This is a genomic window from Bradyrhizobium japonicum USDA 6 (genome assembly GCF_000284375.1).
In the GTDB taxonomy this organism is placed as follows: Bacteria; Pseudomonadota; Alphaproteobacteria; order Rhizobiales; family Xanthobacteraceae; genus Bradyrhizobium; species Bradyrhizobium japonicum.
This window is the reverse complement of sequence record NC_017249.1, coordinates 6,851,157-6,869,842: the sequence shown is the minus strand read 5'-3', so window position 1 is coordinate 6,869,842 and position 18,686 is coordinate 6,851,157. Positions and strand designations below refer to the sequence as shown.

At 65.0% G+C, this 18,686-nt stretch carries 18 protein-coding genes; 7 read left to right on the top strand and 11 right to left on the bottom strand.

The window, feature by feature from the left end:
• Positions 1-9: 9 nt before the first annotated feature.
• From BJ6T_RS32280 to BJ6T_RS32250, 7 genes are all read right to left on the bottom strand, one after another.
• Positions 10-474 carry a GFA family protein gene (locus BJ6T_RS32280; protein WP_014496765.1) on the bottom strand — a complete coding sequence of 155 codons (465 nt, stop codon included), beginning with the start codon at positions 472-474 and terminating at the stop codon, positions 10-12.
• Positions 471-2,342 carry a methylmalonyl-CoA mutase family protein gene (locus tag BJ6T_RS32275; RefSeq protein WP_014496764.1) on the bottom strand — a complete coding sequence of 624 codons (1,872 nt, stop codon included), beginning with the start codon at positions 2,340-2,342 and terminating at the stop codon, positions 471-473. The genes BJ6T_RS32280 and BJ6T_RS32275 overlap by 4 nt, the downstream gene beginning before the upstream one ends.
• 81 nt (positions 2,343-2,423) lie before the next feature.
• The gene (gene folK, locus BJ6T_RS32270) at positions 2,424-2,915 is read right to left on the bottom strand and encodes a 2-amino-4-hydroxy-6-hydroxymethyldihydropteridine diphosphokinase (RefSeq protein WP_014496763.1); all 492 of its coding nucleotides are present in this window, start codon (positions 2,913-2,915) and stop codon (positions 2,424-2,426) included.
• Position 2,916: 1 nt separating this feature from the next.
• Positions 2,917-3,285, bottom strand: a complete 369-nt coding sequence (gene folB, locus BJ6T_RS32265; protein ID WP_008553485.1) for a dihydroneopterin aldolase — start codon at positions 3,283-3,285, stop codon at positions 2,917-2,919.
• A complete protein-coding gene (folP, locus tag BJ6T_RS32260) occupies positions 3,282-4,142 on the bottom strand; it encodes a dihydropteroate synthase (protein ID WP_014496762.1) in 861 nt (286 codons plus the stop codon). The genes folB and folP overlap by 4 nt, the downstream gene beginning before the upstream one ends.
• Before the next feature lie 229 nt (positions 4,143-4,371).
• Positions 4,372-4,779, bottom strand: a complete 408-nt coding sequence (locus BJ6T_RS32255; RefSeq protein ID WP_014496761.1) for a DUF4332 domain-containing protein — start codon at positions 4,777-4,779, stop codon at positions 4,372-4,374.
• A 24-nt stretch (positions 4,780-4,803) separates the two neighbouring features.
• On the bottom strand, positions 4,804-5,169 hold the full coding sequence (locus tag BJ6T_RS32250; protein WP_014496760.1) for a hypothetical protein: 366 nt from the start codon (positions 5,167-5,169) through the stop codon (positions 4,804-4,806).
• A gap of 349 nt (positions 5,170-5,518) precedes the next feature.
• On the opposite strand from BJ6T_RS32250, the gene BJ6T_RS32245 reads away from it, so the two are divergent.
• From BJ6T_RS32245 to BJ6T_RS32235, 3 genes are all read left to right on the top strand, one after another.
• Positions 5,519-7,144, top strand: coding sequence for a helicase HerA-like domain-containing protein (locus BJ6T_RS32245; RefSeq protein ID WP_014496759.1), 1,626 nt, complete (start codon positions 5,519-5,521; stop codon positions 7,142-7,144).
• 338 nt (positions 7,145-7,482) lie between these two features.
• The gene (locus BJ6T_RS32240) at positions 7,483-8,766 is read left to right on the top strand and encodes a glycosyltransferase family 87 protein (RefSeq protein WP_014496758.1); all 1,284 of its coding nucleotides are present in this window, start codon (positions 7,483-7,485) and stop codon (positions 8,764-8,766) included.
• A gap of 24 nt (positions 8,767-8,790) precedes the next feature.
• Positions 8,791-10,185 (top strand): M20/M25/M40 family metallo-hydrolase, encoded by a 1,395-nt coding sequence (locus BJ6T_RS32235; RefSeq protein ID WP_014496757.1) that lies wholly within the window; start codon positions 8,791-8,793, stop codon positions 10,183-10,185.
• Positions 10,186-10,444: 259 nt separating this feature from the next.
• Here the strand turns inward: BJ6T_RS32235 and BJ6T_RS32230 are convergent, their stop codons facing one another.
• Together BJ6T_RS32230 and BJ6T_RS32225 are read right to left on the bottom strand one after the other, a co-directional pair.
• Positions 10,445-11,224, bottom strand: coding sequence for a class II aldolase/adducin family protein (locus BJ6T_RS32230; RefSeq protein ID WP_028153549.1), 780 nt, complete (start codon positions 11,222-11,224; stop codon positions 10,445-10,447).
• A gap of 137 nt (positions 11,225-11,361) precedes the next feature.
• Positions 11,362-13,011 (bottom strand): glycosyltransferase family 39 protein, encoded by a 1,650-nt coding sequence (locus BJ6T_RS32225; protein WP_028169738.1) that lies wholly within the window; start codon positions 13,009-13,011, stop codon positions 11,362-11,364.
• A 312-nt stretch (positions 13,012-13,323) separates the two neighbouring features.
• Between BJ6T_RS32225 and BJ6T_RS32220 the strand changes: the two genes are divergently transcribed.
• Both BJ6T_RS32220 and BJ6T_RS32215 read left to right on the top strand, forming a co-directional pair.
• Positions 13,324-14,178, top strand: a complete 855-nt coding sequence (locus BJ6T_RS32220; RefSeq protein ID WP_014496754.1) for a hypothetical protein — start codon at positions 13,324-13,326, stop codon at positions 14,176-14,178.
• 158 nt (positions 14,179-14,336) lie between these two features.
• On the top strand, positions 14,337-14,753 hold the full coding sequence (locus BJ6T_RS32215; RefSeq protein ID WP_014496753.1) for a Ros/MucR family transcriptional regulator: 417 nt from the start codon (positions 14,337-14,339) through the stop codon (positions 14,751-14,753).
• Positions 14,754-14,758: 5 nt separating this feature from the next.
• Here the strand turns inward: BJ6T_RS32215 and BJ6T_RS32210 are convergent, their stop codons facing one another.
• The gene (locus BJ6T_RS32210; protein ID WP_014496752.1) at positions 14,759-15,187 is read right to left on the bottom strand and encodes a SufE family protein; all 429 of its coding nucleotides are present in this window, start codon (positions 15,185-15,187) and stop codon (positions 14,759-14,761) included.
• A gap of 68 nt (positions 15,188-15,255) precedes the next feature.
• Positions 15,256-15,681 carry a DUF5330 domain-containing protein gene (locus BJ6T_RS32205; protein WP_014496751.1) on the bottom strand — a complete coding sequence of 142 codons (426 nt, stop codon included), beginning with the start codon at positions 15,679-15,681 and terminating at the stop codon, positions 15,256-15,258.
• A gap of 408 nt (positions 15,682-16,089) precedes the next feature.
• On the opposite strand from BJ6T_RS32205, the gene BJ6T_RS32200 reads away from it, so the two are divergent.
• On the top strand, positions 16,090-17,961 hold the full coding sequence (locus tag BJ6T_RS32200; protein ID WP_028169737.1) for a PAS domain-containing sensor histidine kinase: 1,872 nt from the start codon (positions 16,090-16,092) through the stop codon (positions 17,959-17,961).
• Positions 17,954-18,667, top strand: a complete 714-nt coding sequence (locus BJ6T_RS32195) for a peptidoglycan-binding domain-containing protein (RefSeq protein ID WP_014496749.1) — start codon at positions 17,954-17,956, stop codon at positions 18,665-18,667. The genes BJ6T_RS32200 and BJ6T_RS32195 overlap by 8 nt, the downstream gene beginning before the upstream one ends.
• The last annotated feature ends 19 nt before the right edge of the window (positions 18,668-18,686 follow it).

Below are 18,686 nucleotides of genomic sequence, written 5' to 3'. Positions count from 1 at the left end.
CCTAGCATATCAATCATGATCCGGATGCTGATGGCTGACGATGGTCGCCATCTTCTCCGGTCCGTAATTCTGTTGCGTGGTCTGGCTCGGCAAATTGGCGATGCCGACCACCCAGCCGAGACGGGACTCGGTGCCGAACTGTCGCGCCGGTATGATCTGGTCGGGCCGGTCGAAGGCGCCGGTCATGATCTCGATCCGGTCGCCGTCGATGCGGCCAAAGCTCAGCGGCGTGCCGCAGGCGGCGCAATAGCCGCGATCGGCGATCGAGGAGGAGCGGAAGAACGACGGCCGCCCCTTGGTCCAGGCGAAGTCCGTCCGGTTGATGTCGGCAAAGGACGCGAACGGCGCACCGCTCGCCTTCTGGCACATCCGGCAATGGCAGATCGAAACCCTGTTGGGGGTCGCCGAAACCGCAAAGCGCACCGCGCCGCATTGGCAGCCGCCGGTGAAAACTGGTTTGCCCGCTTCGCTCATGCCTGCTCCATCCGTCGGTAGGCGTCTTGCAGTGTCGCAAGCGCATCGCCTCCGGCGAAGACAAAACCCGTGACGCCGGCCGCACGGAGTGCCGCCTCGGCCTCGGTCGGGCGGCCTGCCAGATAGATATGTCGCGCGCCGGCCGTTTGCAGGGCCTTCGCCGCGGCGTCGGCGTGTTCCGGATAGACCTTGTCGCTGGAACAAAGACAGGCAAGCTCGGCGCCGGAGGCCTTGAATGCGGCGGCCAATTTGGCCGGATCGGCAAAGCCCTCGCTGTCGACCGCCTGGATGCCGCCGGCCTCGAACAGGCTCTTGGCAAAGGTCGCCCGCGCCGTGAAATCGGCGGGCGTGCCGAGATTGGCCAGAAACACCTTTGGCCGCGCACCGCGGGCCTTCAGCGCTGCATCGGATTTGTCGCGCAACGCCTCGAACGGTTCCGCCAGCCGGATCGGCGGCATTGCGTCGAACTTGTACTTCTGCTCGCCATAAGGCGCGAGCGCGACCGGCGTTGCCTTCAGCACCGCGGTCTCGCTCTCATGCAGGTTGGGAAACTCGCTGGCGCCAGTCAGCACGTCGCGCCGCTTGGCGATGTTGGCGTCGCGCGCCTTTCGCGCGGCCGCGACCTTGCCCTGGAACAGGCCTTGCTGAAGCGCGGCGAAGGCGCCGCCGGCTTTCTCGCTTTCCTGGAACAGCCCCCAGGCCGCCTCGCAAAGCTGCGCGGTCAATGTCTCGATGCCACCCGCGCCGGCAGCGGGATCGCTGACCTTGGCGAGGTTGCTTTCCTCCAGCAGCAGGGCTTGCGTATTGCGCGCCACGCGCCGCGCGAATGGATCAGGGAGGCCGAGCGCCAGCGTATGCGGCAGCACGGTGATCGCGTTGGCGCCGGCGAGCCCGGCCGCGAATGTCGCGATGGTCGCGCGCAGCATGTTCACGTAGGGATCGCGTTGCGTCAGCATGCGCCAGGCGGTATCGGCGGCGATGAACAACGGCTTCGGAGTCAGCCCGCACGCCGTCTCGATGCGCGCCCACAGCAGCCGCAGTGCGCGGAATTTTGCCATGGTCATGAACTGGTCGGCATCCGCGGCGAGCCGCGCATAGATCATTTCCCGCGCCTGCTCCAGCGGAACGCCGGCGCCCTCGATCGCGCGCAGATAGGCGACGCCGCAGGCGAGCACGAACGCGAGCTCCTGCACCTCGGAGCCGCCGGCATCGTGGATCACGCGCCCGTCGGCGGACGCGAACGGTCCCTTGAAGCCGAGCGCGGCGAGACCCTTGATGGCGCCGGTGACGGCCGGAACGATCTCGTCCCATGTGTAGGGGCTGTGACCCCACACCGCGCCCGCCGCAAGCGGATCGAGCCCGAAGCGGATGTTGCAGGCGGCGGGATCGAGGCCGTTGCTCTTCACATATTCCGCGACATGGATCGCCGCCATCCGCGATTGCGGACCGATCTGGAGCTCGATGCCGATGCCGGCATCGAGATGAACATCCTTGAAGACCTTGGCGACCGCATCGGCCGAAGGTTCCAGCCCGAACCCGTGAGCGCCACTGCCGCCGGCGAACACCAGCGCGAGACCCGTCGCGCCGTTCTCGAGATCGGTCAGCGCCTGCGCATTCGCGGCCACCGCATCGGGATGGTCGATCCGCTGCATGATCTGCCACGGCGCGGCGGCGGGCCGTCCAACCACGGGCGCAACGCCCTTGGCGCGCGGATAAAGCGGGTCGATCTTGAGGCCGTCATAAGTCTTGCCGACCAGCTTCTCGAACGGCGCGCCCTTCAGCACGCCGTCGACCAGCTTGCGCCAGTCGTCGACGGTTGCCTTGGGGAAATCCGCCGCCAGCGGCAGGTCGTCAGTCACGGAGGTCATGCGGCGAAGGGCTCCCAAAAATCTTGTCGTTCGCAGGCGAAATTGCCACGGCCGGCCGTCGCTGCAAACGGTTGTTTTTGGTTAACCGGTATCCGGAAGCCGCTCAATACCTTGCGTCGAGACGCTGGCAAGCCCGTCACGCACACGAATGCCTGAGATGACGCGGTCGGGCGCGATTTCAGCCAGCGGCACCAGCACGAAGGCGCGCTCGAACAGGCGCGGATGCGGCAAGGTCAGGTCGGGCTTCTGCAAGCTGACATCGTCATAGGCGATCAGGTCGAGATCGAGCGTGCGCGGGCCCCATTGCCGCTCCTTGTTCCGTGTGCGGCCGAATTTCTGCTCGACCTTCTGCATCACGAACAGGAGCGCATGCGGATCGAGGCTGGTCTCGATCTCGACGCAGGCATTGATGAAGGGATCCTGGTCCTCGTCGCCCCAGGGCGGCGTCGCATAGTCCGAGGAGCGCGCGATCAGCGCGGCTTGCGCCATGCCGCAGATGTGCGAGATCGCCTTCCGGAACGTCGCGCGGACATCGCCGACATTGCCGCCGAGTGCAATGAGGACGCTTGCCATGTCACGGATGCCGCGAGCGCGTCAGCATGATGCCGACGTCGTCGAAGATCGCGGCGATCGGAGCATGCGGCTTGTGCACGGTGATCTTCACGGCGCGGATGCGCGGGAAGTGCGACAGGATGGCATCGGCGACCGCGCCGGCCGCCCGCTCCAGCAGCTTGTAATTTGTATTCTTGAACGCCGCCGTCGTGGTCGCCACGACTTCGGCGTAGGACACGGTGTCGGCGAGCCGGTCGCTGCGCGACGGCTCCGACAAATCGGTATAGAGCTCGAGATCGATGACGAAGCGCTGGCCGACTTCGGTCTCATGATCCATCACGCCGTGGCGGGCGTGGATCGACAGGCCGGTGACGAAGATCGTATCGGTCATTGCTTGCTCTCGATTGCGTTCGCGACCCGCAGGGCCTGCAAGGTCTCGGCGACGTCATGGGTCCGGATGATCTTGGCGCCGCGCTGTGCGGCGATCAGATGCGCGGCGATCGAGCCGGCGAGCCGTTCTTTCGGCTCCGAGGGCGACACCGAGGCGATGAAGCGTTTTCGCGAGGCACCAACGAGGATCGGCAGGCCGAACATGTCGAATTCGCGCAGCCGCGCCAGCGCGGTCATGCTCTGCTCGGCCGTCTTGCCGAAGCCGATGCCGGGATCGAGCACGATCTTGTCGTGCGCGATGCCGGCCTTGGCGGCGATATCGAGCGAGCGCAGGAAGAACGCCTTCATGTCCGCGACGATGTCGATGTCGGAATCGACCGTCTCGCGGTTATGCATGACGATGACGGGGACGCCGCGCGCGGCGATGAGCTGCGCCATGCCGGTGTCGCGCTGCAGGCCCCAGACGTCGTTGGCGATCGCAGCACCCTGGTCGAGCGCAAAGGCCACGACTTCGGCCTTCATGCTGTCGATCGATACGGGGACGCCGAGCGCCACCACGCCTGACAGCACCGGCTTCAGCCGGGCCAGCTCGTCTGCCGCCGTCACCGGCCGGGCGCCCGTGTAGGGCCGGGTGGACTCGGCACCGATGTCGATGATGTCGACGCCGGCCTCGATCATTGCCCGCGCCCGCGCAAGCGCCAGCTCGGGCGCGATGAACTCACCACCATCGGAAAAGGAATCCGGGGTGACGTTGAGCACGCCCATCACTGCCGGAATCGGCCGCTCCAGCAGCGTCCGCAGCACGTCGGGCCCGGCCGAGCCGGCCGGCGGGACGGATGGGGAGGGCGAGGCATTCATGCGGCCCGCTTTAGCGGTCGGGGAGGGGGGATTCAAGGTGGGATTGGGAGCGAATGTCGATGTGTTCGCGGAGCATCGATCGCCTCCGCTGTCATTGCCCGCGAAAGCGGGAAATCCAGTATTCCGAGGCGTGCGGTGATACGGAGGAGCCACGGCGTACTGAATACCCCGCCTTCGCGGGGATGACACCGAGAGCTAACGCGGCAGGTCGTATGCCGAGGGAGATGCCCTAATACGTAATCTTCGGCGGCAGCTTCTTCGCCTTGGCGATGATGTCGCCGACTGATTTTTCCGAGGGCAGGACGCGGACGAGCTTCTTCTTCTCGTTGGCTTCCCGCATGCTCTGGGCGAGCCGTGCCGGATTCCGATAGGCGAGCTCGCGCACGGTGGTGACGCCGGCGGCGCGGACGAGGCCGACCTTGGCCCGGCCCATCCCGGGAATGCGCATGTAGTCGGAGACGTTGGCCCATTCCAGCAGCTGCTGCTCGCTGATGCCGGTCTTGGCGGCGAGCGCCTTGCGGCCCTTCACGGTCGAGGCCGCCTCGAGCAGCGCGTCGGTCGTGCGGATTCCATGCGCCTTCAACTTGTTGGCGGCAAAGGCCGGCAGACCCTCAATCTCGGAGATCGGATATGTCATGATGCTCGATACGAAAAGCGTCGCTCAGGCGAACTGGCTGAGGCCCGGCGTCCCCGCGATGATCTTACCCATCTGATCAGCTCCGATTTTGTCTCGGCCGTAGCGGAAAAGTTCACGGGCAACGCTTTGAATCTCGGACATGCCAAGTCCCAGGCCCATCAGGCGCGTGCCGACGGCCATCAGGCCGCCGCCCATCAGCCGCGACAGTCCGCCGCCGCTCCTGGACGCCTCGATCGCCGCTTCCGCACCGGGAATCCGATCGATCAGCGCTTCGACGTTCTCGGAAGGACCTTCGCTGCGGAGGAAGCCCAGGATAATGCCGACGGTCTTTTCAGCCACAGCACTATCTATGCTGGCGTTCGACGCCAGCCGCCCGATCAGCTCGTCCATAAGGCCCGCCCCTCAACCGGTTTATATGCCGGAGTATTGCTTCCGGAATGATCTTGATCCGGCACGATGTGAAATACAAGCGATGAACGCACGCAACGTTCCGATTCACCCTCAAAGGCGCAAAAAGTGTTGCAGCGATGCAAGAGCGGAGGTGGATTCTTGCAAAAAATTGCCGCGGTGCGAACGCGTCATTCCTACTTTCGGCTGATGTCGCCGGTAAGTTTCCGACAATGTCGCATGCTCAGGGCGCGTTGAACCGTTTTAATCCGCACGCGACATGCGTTAAACTACGGAACAGGCGCATTCGAGTTTCAATACGCGAAACACGGCAGAGAGATCAGAGAGAAGCATGACCGCACAGGACAGCAAGCTCGGCGACACCGACGACAAGATTTTCGTCGGCAAGGGAGACGAGCAGGCATGGCTGACGCTCGCGCTCGCCAATCGCCACGGTCTCGTCACGGGTGCTACCGGAACCGGTAAGACGGTATCGCTGCAAGTCATGGCGGAAGGATTTGCGCGCGCCGGCGTTCCGGTCTTCGCGGCCGACATCAAGGGGGACCTCTCCGGCATCTCCGAGGTTGGCGAGGCCAAGGATTTCATCGTCAAGCGTGCCACCGAGATGGGCCTGACGTTTCAACCCGACCAGTTCTCGACGGTGTTCTGGGACGTGTTCGGCGAACAGGGCCATCCGGTGCGGGCGACCGTCACGGAGATGGGGCCGCTTCTGCTCGCGCGCATGCTCGACCTGAACGATGTGCAGGAAGGCGTGCTCAACGTCGCCTTCCGCGTCGCCGACGACAACGGGTTGACCCTCATCGACATGAAGGATCTGCGCGCGCTGCTCGATGCCATCGTGCCGGATGCCGGCAAGAAGGGGGCGGACGCCGAGGAAAGCCCGCTTGCCGACATCAAGAAGGAGGCCCAGGGTTTTGGCAACGTCACCAAGGCCACCGTCGGCACCATCCAGCGCCAGCTTCTGGTGCTGGAGAACCAGGGCGGCACCAAATTCTTCGGTGAGCCGGCGCTGACCCTGAAGGACTTCATGAAGACCGACCGCGACGGCCGCGGCATGGTCAACATCCTTGTCGCCGACAAGCTGCTGCAGAGTCCGCGGCTTTACGCGACATTCCTGCTGTGGATGCTGTCAGAATTGTTCGAGGAGCTGCCCGAGGCCGGCGATCTGCCGAAGCCGAAGCTGGTGTTCTTCTTCGACGAGGCCCATCTGTTGTTCAACGACGCGCCGAAGGCGTTGATGGACAAGATCGAGCAGGTCGTGCGTTTGATCCGATCCAAGGGCGTCGGCGTCTATTTCGTGACGCAAAACCCCGTCGACGTGCCCGACCGCGTGCTCGGGCAATTGGGCAACCGTGTCCAGCATGCGCTGCGTGCGTTCACCCCGCGCGACCAGAAGGCTGTCGCCGCCGCGGCCCAGACCTTCCGGCCCAACCCGAAGCTCGACACCGCCAAGGTGATCATGGAGCTCGGCAAGGGCGAGGCGCTGGTGTCCTTCCTCGAAGGCAACGGCACGCCGACGATGGTCGAGCGTGTCATGATCCGGCCGCCATCGGCCCGCATCGGATCGATCACGCCGGAAGAGCGCAAGGCGATCATGGATGCGAGCCCGGTGAAGGGTAAATACGACACCGCTGTCGATGCCGAATCCGCCTACGAGATGATCCAGAAGCGGATCGCCGGCACGGCTGCGACTGCCGACGCCGGCGCGGCCGACGGAGGTGGCGGCGGCATCCTCGGCCAGATCGGCTCGATGGTCGGCACCATCTTCGGCACCAATGTCAAGCGCGGCCGCCTGTCGGCGGGCCAGGTGATCGCGCGCGACGTGACGCGATCGGTCACCAACCAGGTGATCGGAGGGATGGCGGCCAATCTCGGCAAGTCGGTCGCCGGCCAGCTCGGTGGCTCGATCGGCCGCACCCTGGTGCGCGGCGCGCTCGGTGGGCTGCTGCGTCGGTAGGCAGAGAAGCCAGGTTTGAGGCACTAGAGCCCCACTGCGTCATGGCCGGGCCTTGTCCCGGCCATCCACGCCTTGGTTGCAGCTTGAAGAACGTGGATGCCCGGACCTTCGCCTTGCAGAAGCGGCTTCGGCCGCGCAGGCGGGAAAAGCCCGGGCATGACGAGATCTCGCGAGTATTTGGATGCGATTACCCCGCACGCCGGGCGAGGCCGAACACCATAATTTCAGGTGAAGGGGGTTCTCCAAGCGTCCGTCGGTCTGCTACGTGCTATTTGTTGCCGACGGGACATAATGTGACATCACCGAATCTATCAGACAAACTCGGCCCGCACAGAGCCTTGTCGCTGCGTGCGCCGCTCGATCTGCTCTTCCTGTTCTGCTGCGTCCTCTTGACTGCCGACGTGCTCGTTCCCGAGATCTTCGGCCACGGCAAGACCAAGGATTATGGGCTGTGGTACTGGGCCGGACAGCAGGTCCTCAACGGCGGGTCGCTTTATCCCGACAAGATCGGCGAGTATTTCGAGTTCATCTATCCGCCGCTGCCCGCGATCCTGCTCGCGATCCCGAGTTGGTTCGGCAAGCTCGCGCTCTACACCGTGCTGTCGATCCTGAACATGGCGGCATGGTGGTACACGGGCGTATTCTCCAATGCCATGACGGGGTCGGGCCGCAAGCCGGGCCCATGGCTGGAAGCGCTGCCGGCCATCGTCACCGTGACCTTCGTGTTCGACATGTTCGACCTCGGCCAGCCGAACCTCATGCTGCTGGCGATGATGCTGTGGGGCTTCTGGTTGTTGCAGCGTCAACGGTCCTGGCTCGCGGGCTTCCTGTTCGCGCTCGCTACCGCCATCAAGGTGTTTCCGATCGCGGTGCTGCCTTATCTGGTCTGGCGGCGGAAGTGGGCAGCCACCGTCGCGACGGTCGCCTTCACCGGCATCCTTCTTTATGTCGTGCCGGCGCCGATCCGCGGCTTCGAGCGCAACGCGGCCGAGCTCAAGACCTGGTACCAGGGCATGGTCGGCACGAGCTCGGAAAAGGGCTTTGGCCAGCGCGATGAGCAGAACTGGTCGTGGGTCAACCAGTCGCTCATTGCCGTCACGCACCGTCTGGTCCGGCCGATCAACTACAATCAGGAAGATCCCAACAAGCCGCCGCGCACGATGAATGTCATCGACGTCGACTACAAGACGGCGAACTTGATCGTGCTGGCGTTGTCGGCGTTGCTCGGGCTCGGCTTCCTCGCGGTGATGCCGCCGCAAGCGCGGCGAACGGCGCGCTCGGATGCGGAGGAGCTCGGCATCCTGTTCTGCCTGATGACGGTGGCATCGCCGCTGGCGCGGCAATACTACTTCATGTGGCTGTTCTTCCCGATGACGGTGCTGATGCATCGCGCCGCCTTCGACGCGCGACCGAATGTGCGGCTGGGAACCTGGCTCGCGCTGGGCGCCGCCGGCATCCTCATGCTGCTGTCGCTGCCATGGTTTCCCAATGTCATCCAGGCCTGGGGCAATAACCTTGTCGCGACCGCCATTCTTGCCGGTGCGCTCGCATGGCACATCCGGCATCCGCCGGTTGCGGCTGGCTCCGAGGCGGCGGCAGCGCTAAAACCCGGTATCTCTTGAGATTCAAAAGTCAGGAATACGACCATGGCCAATGCGCAGCTTCAATCGGTGCTCGATCACATCGACAAGGATTTCGACAACAGCCTGGAGCGTCTGTTCTCGCTGTTGCGGATCAAGTCGATCTCCGCGGATCCGGCTTTTGCCGCCGACTGCAAGGCCGCGGCCGAGCATCTCGCCAAGGACATCGCGAGCCTCGGTGTCGCCACTGAAGTGCGCCCGACCGCCGGCCATCCCGCCATCGTCGGCAAGACCGGGGCGGGCGGACGGCCGCATGTGATTTTCTACGGCCATTACGACGTGCAGCCGGTCGATCCGCTCGATCTCTGGCACCGCCCGCCGTTCGAGCCCGTCGTCACCGACCACGCCGACGGCCGCAAGATCATCGTCGCGCGCGGTGCCGAGGACGACAAGGGCCAGGTCTTGACCTTCATCGAGGCCTGTCGCGCCTGGAAGAAAGTGACGGGCTCGCTGCCGATCGACATCACCTTCCTGATCGAAGGCGAGGAGGAGGTCGGCTCCAAGAATTTCGTGCCGTTCATCGAGGCCAACAAGGACGAATTCAAAGCGGACTACGTGCTGGTCTGCGACACCGGCATGTGGGACCGCAACACTCCCGCGATCACGACGTCGCTGCGCGGCCTGCTCTATGAAGAGCTGAAGATCACCGCCGCCAATCGCGATTTGCATTCCGGCGTGTTCGGCGGCAGCGCGATGAATCCGATCCGGGTGCTGACGAAAATCCTGGGCGGCCTGTTCGACGACGACAACCGCATCACCATCCCCGGCTTCTATGACGGCGTGAAGGATCTGCCGCCCGATATCCTGGAGCAGTGGAAGAAGCTCAACCTCACGCCGGAGATGTTCCTCAAGCCGATCGGTCTGTCGATCCCCGCCGGCGAAAAGGGCCGGCTGCTGATCGAGCAGGCCTCCTCGCGTCCGACCTGCGACGTCAACGGCATCTGGGGCGGCTATATCGGCGAAGGCTCCAAGACGGTGATCCCGTCGCATGCCTCGGCGAAGGTCTCGTTCCGCCTCGTCGAGGGGCAGGACCCCCAGAAGATCCGCAAGGCGTTTCGCGACTACGTGATGGCGCGGCTTCCCGGTGACTGCAAGGTCGAGTTCGGCGACCATTCAGCCGCGCCCGCGGTGGCGCTCGACTGGAACATGAAACCGCTCGCAGCCGCCAGCAAGGCGCTGACCGAGGAATGGGGCAAGGAGACCGTGCTGATGGGCTCGGGCGCCTCGATCCCGATCGTCGCCGATTTCAAGCGGACGCTTGGGCTCGACTCGCTGCTGGTCGGCTTCGGATTGGACGACGACAACATCCATTCGCCGAACGAGAAGTACGACCTCCGCAGTTTCCAGAAGGGCATCCGCTCCTGGGCGCGGATCCTCGCGGCGCTCGCGGAGGTGAAATAGGCGCGGTGCGGTAGGGTAGACTAGCCCGCGGCTGCGCGAAGCGCAGTCCGCTGGCCGATCCACCCTACGAACTCTCCTCGTCATTGCGAACGGAGCGAAGCAATCCAGAATCCCTCCGCGGAAATAGTCTGGATTGCTTCGTCGCTTCGCTCCTCGCAATGACGGCGCAAACAAAAACGCCGCCCGGAATTGGGCGGCGTTTCATTCCAAAAGGCGTAGAGGTTCGTTGAACGCTACCCTACACGAAACCCCGAAAATCTCAAGACCGGTAACCCGGAAGCTCGCGGTCGAGCTTGCGCAGCAGCGGCGGCCAGACCAGGTTGGTGGCGCGGAGCTCGGCGCGGTCGCGGTTGGCGAGCAGCTCGGTGTTCTTCTCGATCGCAATCTCCTCGACCGGATAGACCGGCGTGCCCAACGCGCGCGTGCGCACCTGCATCGAGCAGGCGCGCTCGAGATGGTACATGCGCTCGAACGCGGAGGCGACCGACCGGCCGACCGTCAGCGTGCCGTGGTTTCGCAGCAGCATGTGGTTGTGGTCGCCGAGGTCCTTCTGCAACCGCGGCCGCTCGTCGTGGTCGAGCGCGATGCCCTCATAGTCGTGATAGGCGAGGTCGTGGGTGACGAGCTGGGCGGTCTGGTTCAGCGGCAACAGCCCTTCCGCGCTGCTCGACACCGCGGTGCCGTCGAGCGTGTGGAGATGCAGCACGCAGATCGCGTCCTCGCGCACCTCGTGGATCGCCGAATGGATGGTGAAGCCGGCCGGGTTGATGCTGTACTCGCTCTCGGAGAGCTGGTTGCCGTGCAGGTCGACCTTGACGAGGCTCGATGCCGTGATCTCGTCGAACATCAGTCCATAGGGGTTGATGAGGAAATGATGGTCGGGGCCGGGCACGCGCGCTGAAATGTGGGTGTCGACCAGATCGTCCCAGCCGTACAGCGAGACGAGGCGGTAGCAGGCGGCGAGATTGACCCGTTGCTGCCACTCCGCCTCCGTCATGTTCGACGGTACTTCCTTCAAGCGCGCTTCCGCTGGCGACATGGCTTATCTCTCCGAACATCGTTGTTGCGGGGAAGGAGCGTAGTCGCGGGTGAGGCCGGCGGCAAGGCGGTCAAATCGCGGCAGCCACGCGTAGCCCGCATGGAGCGAAGCGAAATGAAAGGGCCCGGAGAAGACTATTACGGCGCCGGGATCGACAGCAGGCTGGAAATGCTGCGGCCGCGGATGTCGTAGACGCGGGCGAACACCACGTCGTCGCGCTTGATCTCGACCAACACAGGCGCGGTGAGGCCCTTGCAGTAGAACTCGCCGAGCGTCATTGCGAAATCGGCCGCGTTGGAATCCCAGCCGATGGTGAAGTCGGGTCCGAGCGCGACCTGGGCCGGGCGCTGCGGACCGCACACCGCGACCTTCCATTTGCGGTTGCCCGGCGCCACTTCCTGCCGCTCGACGATCTGCTCGCGCAGTTCGTCCGAGGCCTGCTTCAGCGCAAGGCCCCAATAGTCCAGCATGAAGCGGTCGTCGGCGCCGCGCACGGTGCCGGCGATGTGGTTGAAGTGCGTGTATTGATAGGGATGCAGCCGGATCATCTCGGCCAGCGAGAGCGCGAGGCCGAAGCAGAAGGTCGCGAGCACGACCGGCTGCCAGGTGCGGTGGTTGGTGCGCAGGCGCTCCATGGCCCAGGCAAAGGCGACGCCGCCGAGCACCGCCATCGGCGGGATCACGAAGACGAAGTGGCGGATGCCGTTGTATAGCGCCGGGCGCTTCACCATCGCGATCGCGAGCGGCAGGGTCGCCGCCAGCGTCAGCATCAAGAGGATGGTCTTGCGGCGCGCCGGAACCTCGCGGCGCGGCAGCATCGCGAAGGTGCTGACCACGGCGCCGCCCATCAGCACCAGCATCACCTCGGGAAGCTGCAGCGCGAACAGCGTCGGGAGATAGGACCAGGGCATGTCGGGCACGGACACGATCGCGCCGTCGAACATCTCCTTCCAGGGCTTCTCGAAGAAGTGCGAGAAATAGGTCAGGGCCTCGAAGGGATTGCCAGGCTCCATGATCGACCACGGCCAGATCAGGCCCATTACGAGATAGCCGAACACGAGGCCGGGCAGCAGCACGTAGACGACATGGGCGAAGCGGCGGGCTGCTTCGCGGGCGCCTTCGGTGCGCGTTTCCTCCAGGAACAACGGCATGAAGCCGACCATGGCGTAGACCAGCGCGAGGCCGCCGAGGACGCGGCAGCCGAGCGAGAGGCCGGCACCCAGGCCGACGATCAGGATCGTGCGCGGCGACGGCTGCGGATATTCCTCGGCGAGGCGGACGAGGCCGAGCATCAGGATGATCATGGCCACCGCGAAGGGCGCATCCTTCGGGTTCATGAACATGTGGCCGTAGAAGATCGGGCAAAGCGCGAGCAGCAGGAGTGCGGCAAGACCGGCAAGGGGCCCGGCGATGCGGCGGCCGAGCCGCCACGTCACCGCAAGCCCGACCACGCCGACCATGGCGCCGAGCAGGCGTCGCGTCTCGAACAGCTCGAGCGGAATGACCTTGTGCAGGAGAGCCGCGACCATGTCGAAGCCGCCGCCATACATGTAGAGATTCGCGAAGGAGAGCGCCGCGGTGTCCCTGAAGCCGGAACCGAACATGCGCAGCAGCAGGTCGGCATATTCAGCGTGGGTGTAATCGTCCCAGCCGAGTCCGTAGTCGCGGAAGGTCAAGCCTGCAATGACGGCGACCGCAGCCAGCACCAGCATGGCGAGATCGTCGCAAGTCCGTTCAACCGAGCGCCGCAGAGGCGTGTCGATCGCCAAAGTCGTGATGGATGTCATGGCTATTGGTGACCCGGAATCCCCTCTTGGCCCTGCTGGTGCCCGCGGGCCACTTCCCCGGAATCCCTATAGCGCAGTTCCATTACCAAGTAATTGGGCATTATGGCTAAAATCCTGATGCGACGCAGCAAATCCGGAGGCTTGAGAGCAGCTTAGAAGTAGCGGGCGGTAGCTGAAGGGAATGTGAATAAGTCCCTGATATCCTTCCCTTTAGGAACGCAGGCTCTAATTCGCCGTTGGCGTGGAACACCGTATGACGGTATCGTGCCGTATCGGGTGTCGCGCATGGCTGCGCGACCAGGGGTGAGTTCGATGAGCTTGGCATTGTTGATTGTGGGGATTTTCGCCGTCCTGGCGGGCCTCCTTACGATCCTGTTCGGCTTCACCGTCAGGGAGTTCAGCCTCGGCAGCACCCTCATAATCGCCGGCACCATTGGCGTCTGCTCCGGAATGTTACTGGCCGGCCTCCACGTCGTGGTCGTGGAACTGAAGGGCATCGCCCGCCGGCTGGCCGGATCGGCCGCGCCTGGCGAGGTTCGGGTCAGGCCCGTGCTGCCGGGCCTCGCGGTGCCTGGCGCCGAGCCGTTCCCGGCACCTGCGACGAAAACCGAGCCGCCGCCGCCCCTGGCTGCGGGTCCGCCGCCGTGGCAGAGCGAGGCCGCCGCGCGCGAGCGTCCGCGCGCCGAGCCGCCGCCGGAGCCGGAAGCCCCGGCACCGCCCGCGGCTCCGGAAGCGCCGCGCCGCCGCAACCTGTTGTTCGCATCGTCCTCCCGCAAGGAGCGCGAGCGCGCGGAGGCGAAGGCGACAGAGAGCTTGCCGCCGCGGCCTCATGACGAGCCCACGGAACCGGCCGCCCCGGAGAGCCAGCCGGCGAGCTTCGACGATGCCTGGCCGAGGCCGGACCGTATGCGGCCACCGGAACCGCCGGCTGCCGGGCGTCGCCCGCCACCGCGCTCGCCGTCGCCCTTTGCCGAGCCCGGCCCGCCGCCGCCTCCACCCGAACCGGCGGTCGAGCAGGCGCCCGTGACCGTGCTCAAATCGGGTATCGTCGACGGCATGGCCTATTCGCTCTATTCCGACGGCTCGATCGAAGCGCAGATGCCGGAAGGCATGATGCGCTTTGCCTCGATCGACGAACTGCGTGCCCATCTCGACCAGCGGTCGTGAGACCGCCGCATCCAAGTAGAGCGCCATCGTTCTTGTCACTTCGTCAGTAATCAGCTCATATTCGTCAGTCGTCTTATTTCGGCCGAATGTATTGTTGACACGGAATACTTAGGCGTCGTCAATCCGGTGAGACGCAAGGTCAGGGAGAGGTCGGGCCCATGTCGGACAACGGGGCTAAGAATTTCATCGAGCTGACGGCGAGCATCGTGTCCGCCTATGTCGGCAACAACCCGACGCCGGCGGCCGAGATTCCGAACCTGATCAGCCAGGTGCATGGCGCCCTGGTGCGCGTCTCGTCAGGCCGCGCCGAGACGGCGCCGCTCGAGCCGGCCAAGCCGGCGGTGTCGCTGAAGAAGTCGATCGCGCCGGACTATCTGGTCTGTCTGGAAGACGGCAAGCGCTTCAAGTCGCTGAAGCGCCATCTGCGCACCCAGTACAACATGACGCCGGAGCAATATCGCGAGAAATGGGGCCTGCCGGCCGACTATCCCATGGTCGCGCCGAACTACGCGGTGGCGCGCTCGCAACTGGCCAAGCAGATGGGACTGGGGCAGCAGCAGCGAAAGCGGAAATAACCGCTTCAGGTGGCTTCCGCGAGCGCCTCTTTCGCGTCGGTCTTGATGCGCTCGACCATCGAGCGCAGGCCGTTGGAACGCTGCGGCGTCAGATGATCGCGAAAGCCGAACTCGTCGAACACCGCGATCGCGTCGGTCGCAAGGATCTGCTGCGGCGTGCGGCCGGAGTAAAGCGAGAGCACGATCGCGACCAGCCCGCGCACGATGTGGGCGTCGCTGTCGCCGCGATATTTCAGGATCGGGGCGCCGCCATCGCGATCGACCAGCTTCTGGAGCCAGACCTGGCTGACGCAGCCATTCACCTTGTTCTCGGCCGAATGCTCGGACGCGGGCATCGGTTCCAGGGTGCGGCCGAGCTCGATCACGTACCGGTAGCGGTCGTCCCACTCGTCCAGAAGCTCGAAATTATCCCTGATTTCGTCGATCGTCGTCATGCTGGCCCAATGTTCCCGTTCAGGCCAATATAAGGATGCGAGGACGCAAAATCGATAGGGTTTGGGCGCTAATTCGCCTGCGCCGCCACAGGCCCCCGCCATTCCAGCGCGAGGTCGTCCTGGCTCAGGGTGTCGCGCGGCGCCTCGCTTGAGGCGGCATCGCCTTCGCCGGCCATCGCGATCGAGCCGGTATGATCGGGCGCCTTCTTGTCGGTCTTCTCGAGCTGCTCTTTCTTGTCGTTGATGATCTGGTAGATCTTCTTCGCGCCGTCCTGTGCGCGCTGGCCGATGATGGTCGCGGCCTGTCCGCCGACCTCGCAGGCCGCCGGCTGGCGCTTGCAGAACTGGGTCACGTCGGAGACGGCCGCGGTCGCAGCCTGCACCGCATCGGCGGCGCCGATCTGCGGCAGCTTCTCCGATTCGGGCGTCTTGTCCCGCGGCAGGAGCACCAGCACCAGCCCGAGCCAGAATGTGATGCGGAGCAGAAAGCGCATCTTATCGACCTGTATGTTAGATCCCGCCGCGGCGATGCCCGCGAGGCGTCGGACCTAGCAACTCTCGATAAATCGCAAGTGATTGCCTTCCGCTTAATTCGCGGAAAATCTACGCAAGAATCTTCCCGAACCGCCACGTCGTAAATTTTCGATTGACGCCGGAGCCTGTGATTCCGCCGGCGCCGCTTGTCCACCAATTCGAAACCATGCGGGCGATGGGGAAACCCTGTGTTCACCATCCCCGATGATGACGTGGTCAAATCGCCTAAAAATGTCCGCGATGACACGGTGTCCGGCGGCGGGCCGCATTGCCTTAGCACTCGTTTAAGGTCGCTCTGACACGGTGGCTCAACGATAAGGAGGCGTTCCGGCGCGTCTTCTCGACGAGTGGGCCGAAGCGCGAGACCCGTGACAGTTTTGAGTATCATCCGCGATTGTCTCGATGCACTGCTGCATCCCTCCGCGCGTTACGACGCGCTGACGCGAGCGCGCCATCGTGCCTTCATGGCGCCGCGGCTGCTCGGCAGCCTCGCCGCGTTTGCCGCATTCCCGGTCTATCTCGCCACGCGCGGCGCGCCGAGCGCGATCGAGGTCGCCGCCTTCGCGTGGCTGATCGCCCCCATTCTCCTGTCATGGTTCCTGTCGCGCACCGGCCGCTATGAAGGCGCCCATGTGCTGTCGTCGCTGGCGCTCGCCGGCCTGATCATGGCGGTTGCCGGCACCACCGGCGGCATCGAATCATTCGCCGCGATCTGGCTGGTCGTGGTTCCCCTGGAAGCTGCGTTGTCGGCCTCGCGCCGCGTCGCGGCCTTCGCCTCCCTGCTTGCGCTGTCCTGCGCCGGCGTCCTGATCCTTGCCGGACAGCTCGGCTGGCTGCCGGCCGGAGACGCCAGCGCCGCAGAACGCGGCGTGCTGATGGCGTTCGGTGTCGCCTCGGCGACGCTCTATGCTGCGGGCCTCGCCTTCGGTGCGGAATCGCTCGCGCGCACCAGCGTTGCGCTGCTGTTGCGCGAGGAAGAGCGCTATCGCCTGCTGGCGCGCAACATGAGCGACGTCATCTCGCGGCATCGGCGCAACGGTGCGGTGCAGTTCATCTCGCCGGCGGTGGAAGCCATGCTTGGCATGCCCGTCGCGCAGCTGCTCGGCCACGGCCTGTTCGACCGCGTCCATGTCGCCGATCGTCCGGCCTATCTGACCGCGCTGTCCGATGCCGCGCGCGGCGACGTGCGCAGCGTCGAGTTCCGGCTGCGGCGGGAGCCGGCCGGATCGGAGCGCGGCCAGGTCGATTTCATCTGGGTCGAGATGCGCTGCCGTCCGCTCGATCAGGACATGGGCCGCCAGGATATCGACAGTGACTCGACGCCCGAGGCGGAAGTCGTCGGCGTGATGCGCGACGTCACCGATCGCAAGCTCGCGGAGCAGGCGCTCGATCAGGCCCGCAGCGCCGCAGAAGCGGCCGATGCCGCCAAGACGCGCTTCCTCGCCACCATGAGCCACGAGCTGCGCACGCCGCTCAACGCCATCATCGGCTTCTCCGAGATGATCGCGCAGGAGCAGACCCTGATGCTGGGTGCGGCCCAGCGCAAGGAATATGCCCAGCTCATCAACGATTCCGGCCAGCATCTGCTGTCGGTCGTCAACGGCATCCTCGACATGTCCAAGATGGAATCGGGCAATTTCGAGATTGCGTCGGAACCGTTCGCGCCGCGCGCCTCTCTGATGCATTGCTGCAATCTGCTGGCGCTGAAGGCGCGGGAGAACGGCATCGACCTCGTCACCGATGCGCCGCAGGACCTGCCTGTCATGACCGGCGATCCGCGCGCCTTCAAGCAGATCGTGCTCAATCTCGTCGCCAACGCCATCAAGTTCACCGAGCGCGGTGGTCAGGTCACCGTATCGGCCGCGGTGTCCGGATCGCAGCTCGCGCTGCGCATCAGCGACACCGGTGTCGGCATTGCGGCGGATGATCTCAAGCGCATCGGCGCGCCGTTCTTCCAGGCCGGAAAGACCTATCAGCGCCGTCACGAAGGCACGGGTCTCGGACTTTCGATCGTGAAGAGTCTGGTGGCGTTGCATCTCGGCGAATTGACTGTACAAAGCAGGCTCGGCGAGGGCACCTCCGTCACCGTCAGATTGCCGCTCGTCTACACGCCGCCGCAGGCCAAGACGTCCGATAGGATGGCGGCCGAGAGCAAGATCGCGACGCTGACGCCGGTGCCGCGCCATGAGCTTCAGGACCAATCTCACGACCAACCCGCTCTGGTGAAGAAAAGTGCCTAAGAAGTCTGCCAAGGACGATGCCGCTCCGCGCCGCCGTGGCGCCAAGGCCGCAGTCATCGATGTCGAGACCGAGCGCAATCTTGCGATGCGCATCCTGCTGCACAGTCCCAAGGACACGCTGGCCGGTCTCGTCGCCGTCGCCGCGGTCAGCGCGATCGTTGCCAACGCGCTGTTCCTTCAGACTGGCCGGCATCCGGCGCCGATGTTCGGCACCGTGATCAATCTTCCCGCGCCGTCGTCCGTGCCGCTGTCGAACCCGTTGCCGCGTCCGCGTCCGGTCGGCGCCGATACCTCGCCGCTGGAGCCGAGAGCGACGGAGTTTCGCGCCGAGCCCAAACCTGCCGAGCGCGCCGCTGAGAAGGCCCCGGAGAAGCCCGTCGAGGCGACTGCATCGACGCCGCGCGCGAGCGATCCGATGACCAATCTGGTCAAGCAAACGACGTCCGCGCCGCCTTCCGTCGCCATCGCGCGGCCGCCGGCGCCTATTCCCGTGGCGCAGAGCCCGGCCGCGCGGCGTATCGCCGGCGTGCAGCGCGCACTGTCCGAGTACGGCTATGGCAATTTGAAGATCACGGGCACGATGGGCGCCGAGACGCAGTCCGCTATCCAGAAATTCGAGCGCGAGCACAAGATGCAGGTGACGGGTCAGGTGTCCGACCGCCTGCTGCGCGAGCTCGCGGCCGCGATCGGCCACCCGGTCGAATAAGCGTCATCGCTGTGCGCAG

Bases quoted from the DNA above. Each gene is read 5' to 3' on its own strand.
- BJ6T_RS32280 (WP_014496765.1), bottom strand. From the start codon at position 474: ATGAGCGAAGCGGGCAAACCAGTTTTCACCGGCGGCTGCCAATGCGGC.
- BJ6T_RS32275 (WP_014496764.1), bottom strand. From the start codon at position 2,342: ATGACCTCCGTGACTGACGACCTGCCGCTGGCGGCGGATTTCCCCAAG.
- folK (WP_014496763.1), bottom strand. From the start codon at position 2,915: ATGGCAAGCGTCCTCATTGCACTCGGCGGCAATGTCGGCGATGTCCGC.
- folB (WP_008553485.1), bottom strand. From the start codon at position 3,285: ATGACCGATACGATCTTCGTCACCGGCCTGTCGATCCACGCCCGCCAC.
- folP (WP_014496762.1), bottom strand. From the start codon at position 4,142: ATGAATGCCTCGCCCTCCCCATCCGTCCCGCCGGCCGGCTCGGCCGGG.
- BJ6T_RS32255 (WP_014496761.1), bottom strand. From the start codon at position 4,779: ATGACATATCCGATCTCCGAGATTGAGGGTCTGCCGGCCTTTGCCGCC.
- BJ6T_RS32250 (WP_014496760.1), bottom strand. From the start codon at position 5,169: ATGGACGAGCTGATCGGGCGGCTGGCGTCGAACGCCAGCATAGATAGT.
- BJ6T_RS32245 (WP_014496759.1), top strand. From the start codon at position 5,519: ATGACCGCACAGGACAGCAAGCTCGGCGACACCGACGACAAGATTTTC.
- BJ6T_RS32235 (WP_014496757.1), top strand. From the start codon at position 8,791: ATGGCCAATGCGCAGCTTCAATCGGTGCTCGATCACATCGACAAGGAT.
- BJ6T_RS32230 (WP_028153549.1), bottom strand. From the start codon at position 11,224: ATGTCGCCAGCGGAAGCGCGCTTGAAGGAAGTACCGTCGAACATGACG.
- BJ6T_RS32225 (WP_028169738.1), bottom strand. From the start codon at position 13,011: ATGACATCCATCACGACTTTGGCGATCGACACGCCTCTGCGGCGCTCG.
- BJ6T_RS32220 (WP_014496754.1), top strand. From the start codon at position 13,324: ATGAGCTTGGCATTGTTGATTGTGGGGATTTTCGCCGTCCTGGCGGGC.
- BJ6T_RS32215 (WP_014496753.1), top strand. From the start codon at position 14,337: ATGTCGGACAACGGGGCTAAGAATTTCATCGAGCTGACGGCGAGCATC.
- BJ6T_RS32210 (WP_014496752.1), bottom strand. From the start codon at position 15,187: ATGACGACGATCGACGAAATCAGGGATAATTTCGAGCTTCTGGACGAG.
- BJ6T_RS32205 (WP_014496751.1), bottom strand. From the start codon at position 15,681: ATGCGCTTTCTGCTCCGCATCACATTCTGGCTCGGGCTGGTGCTGGTG.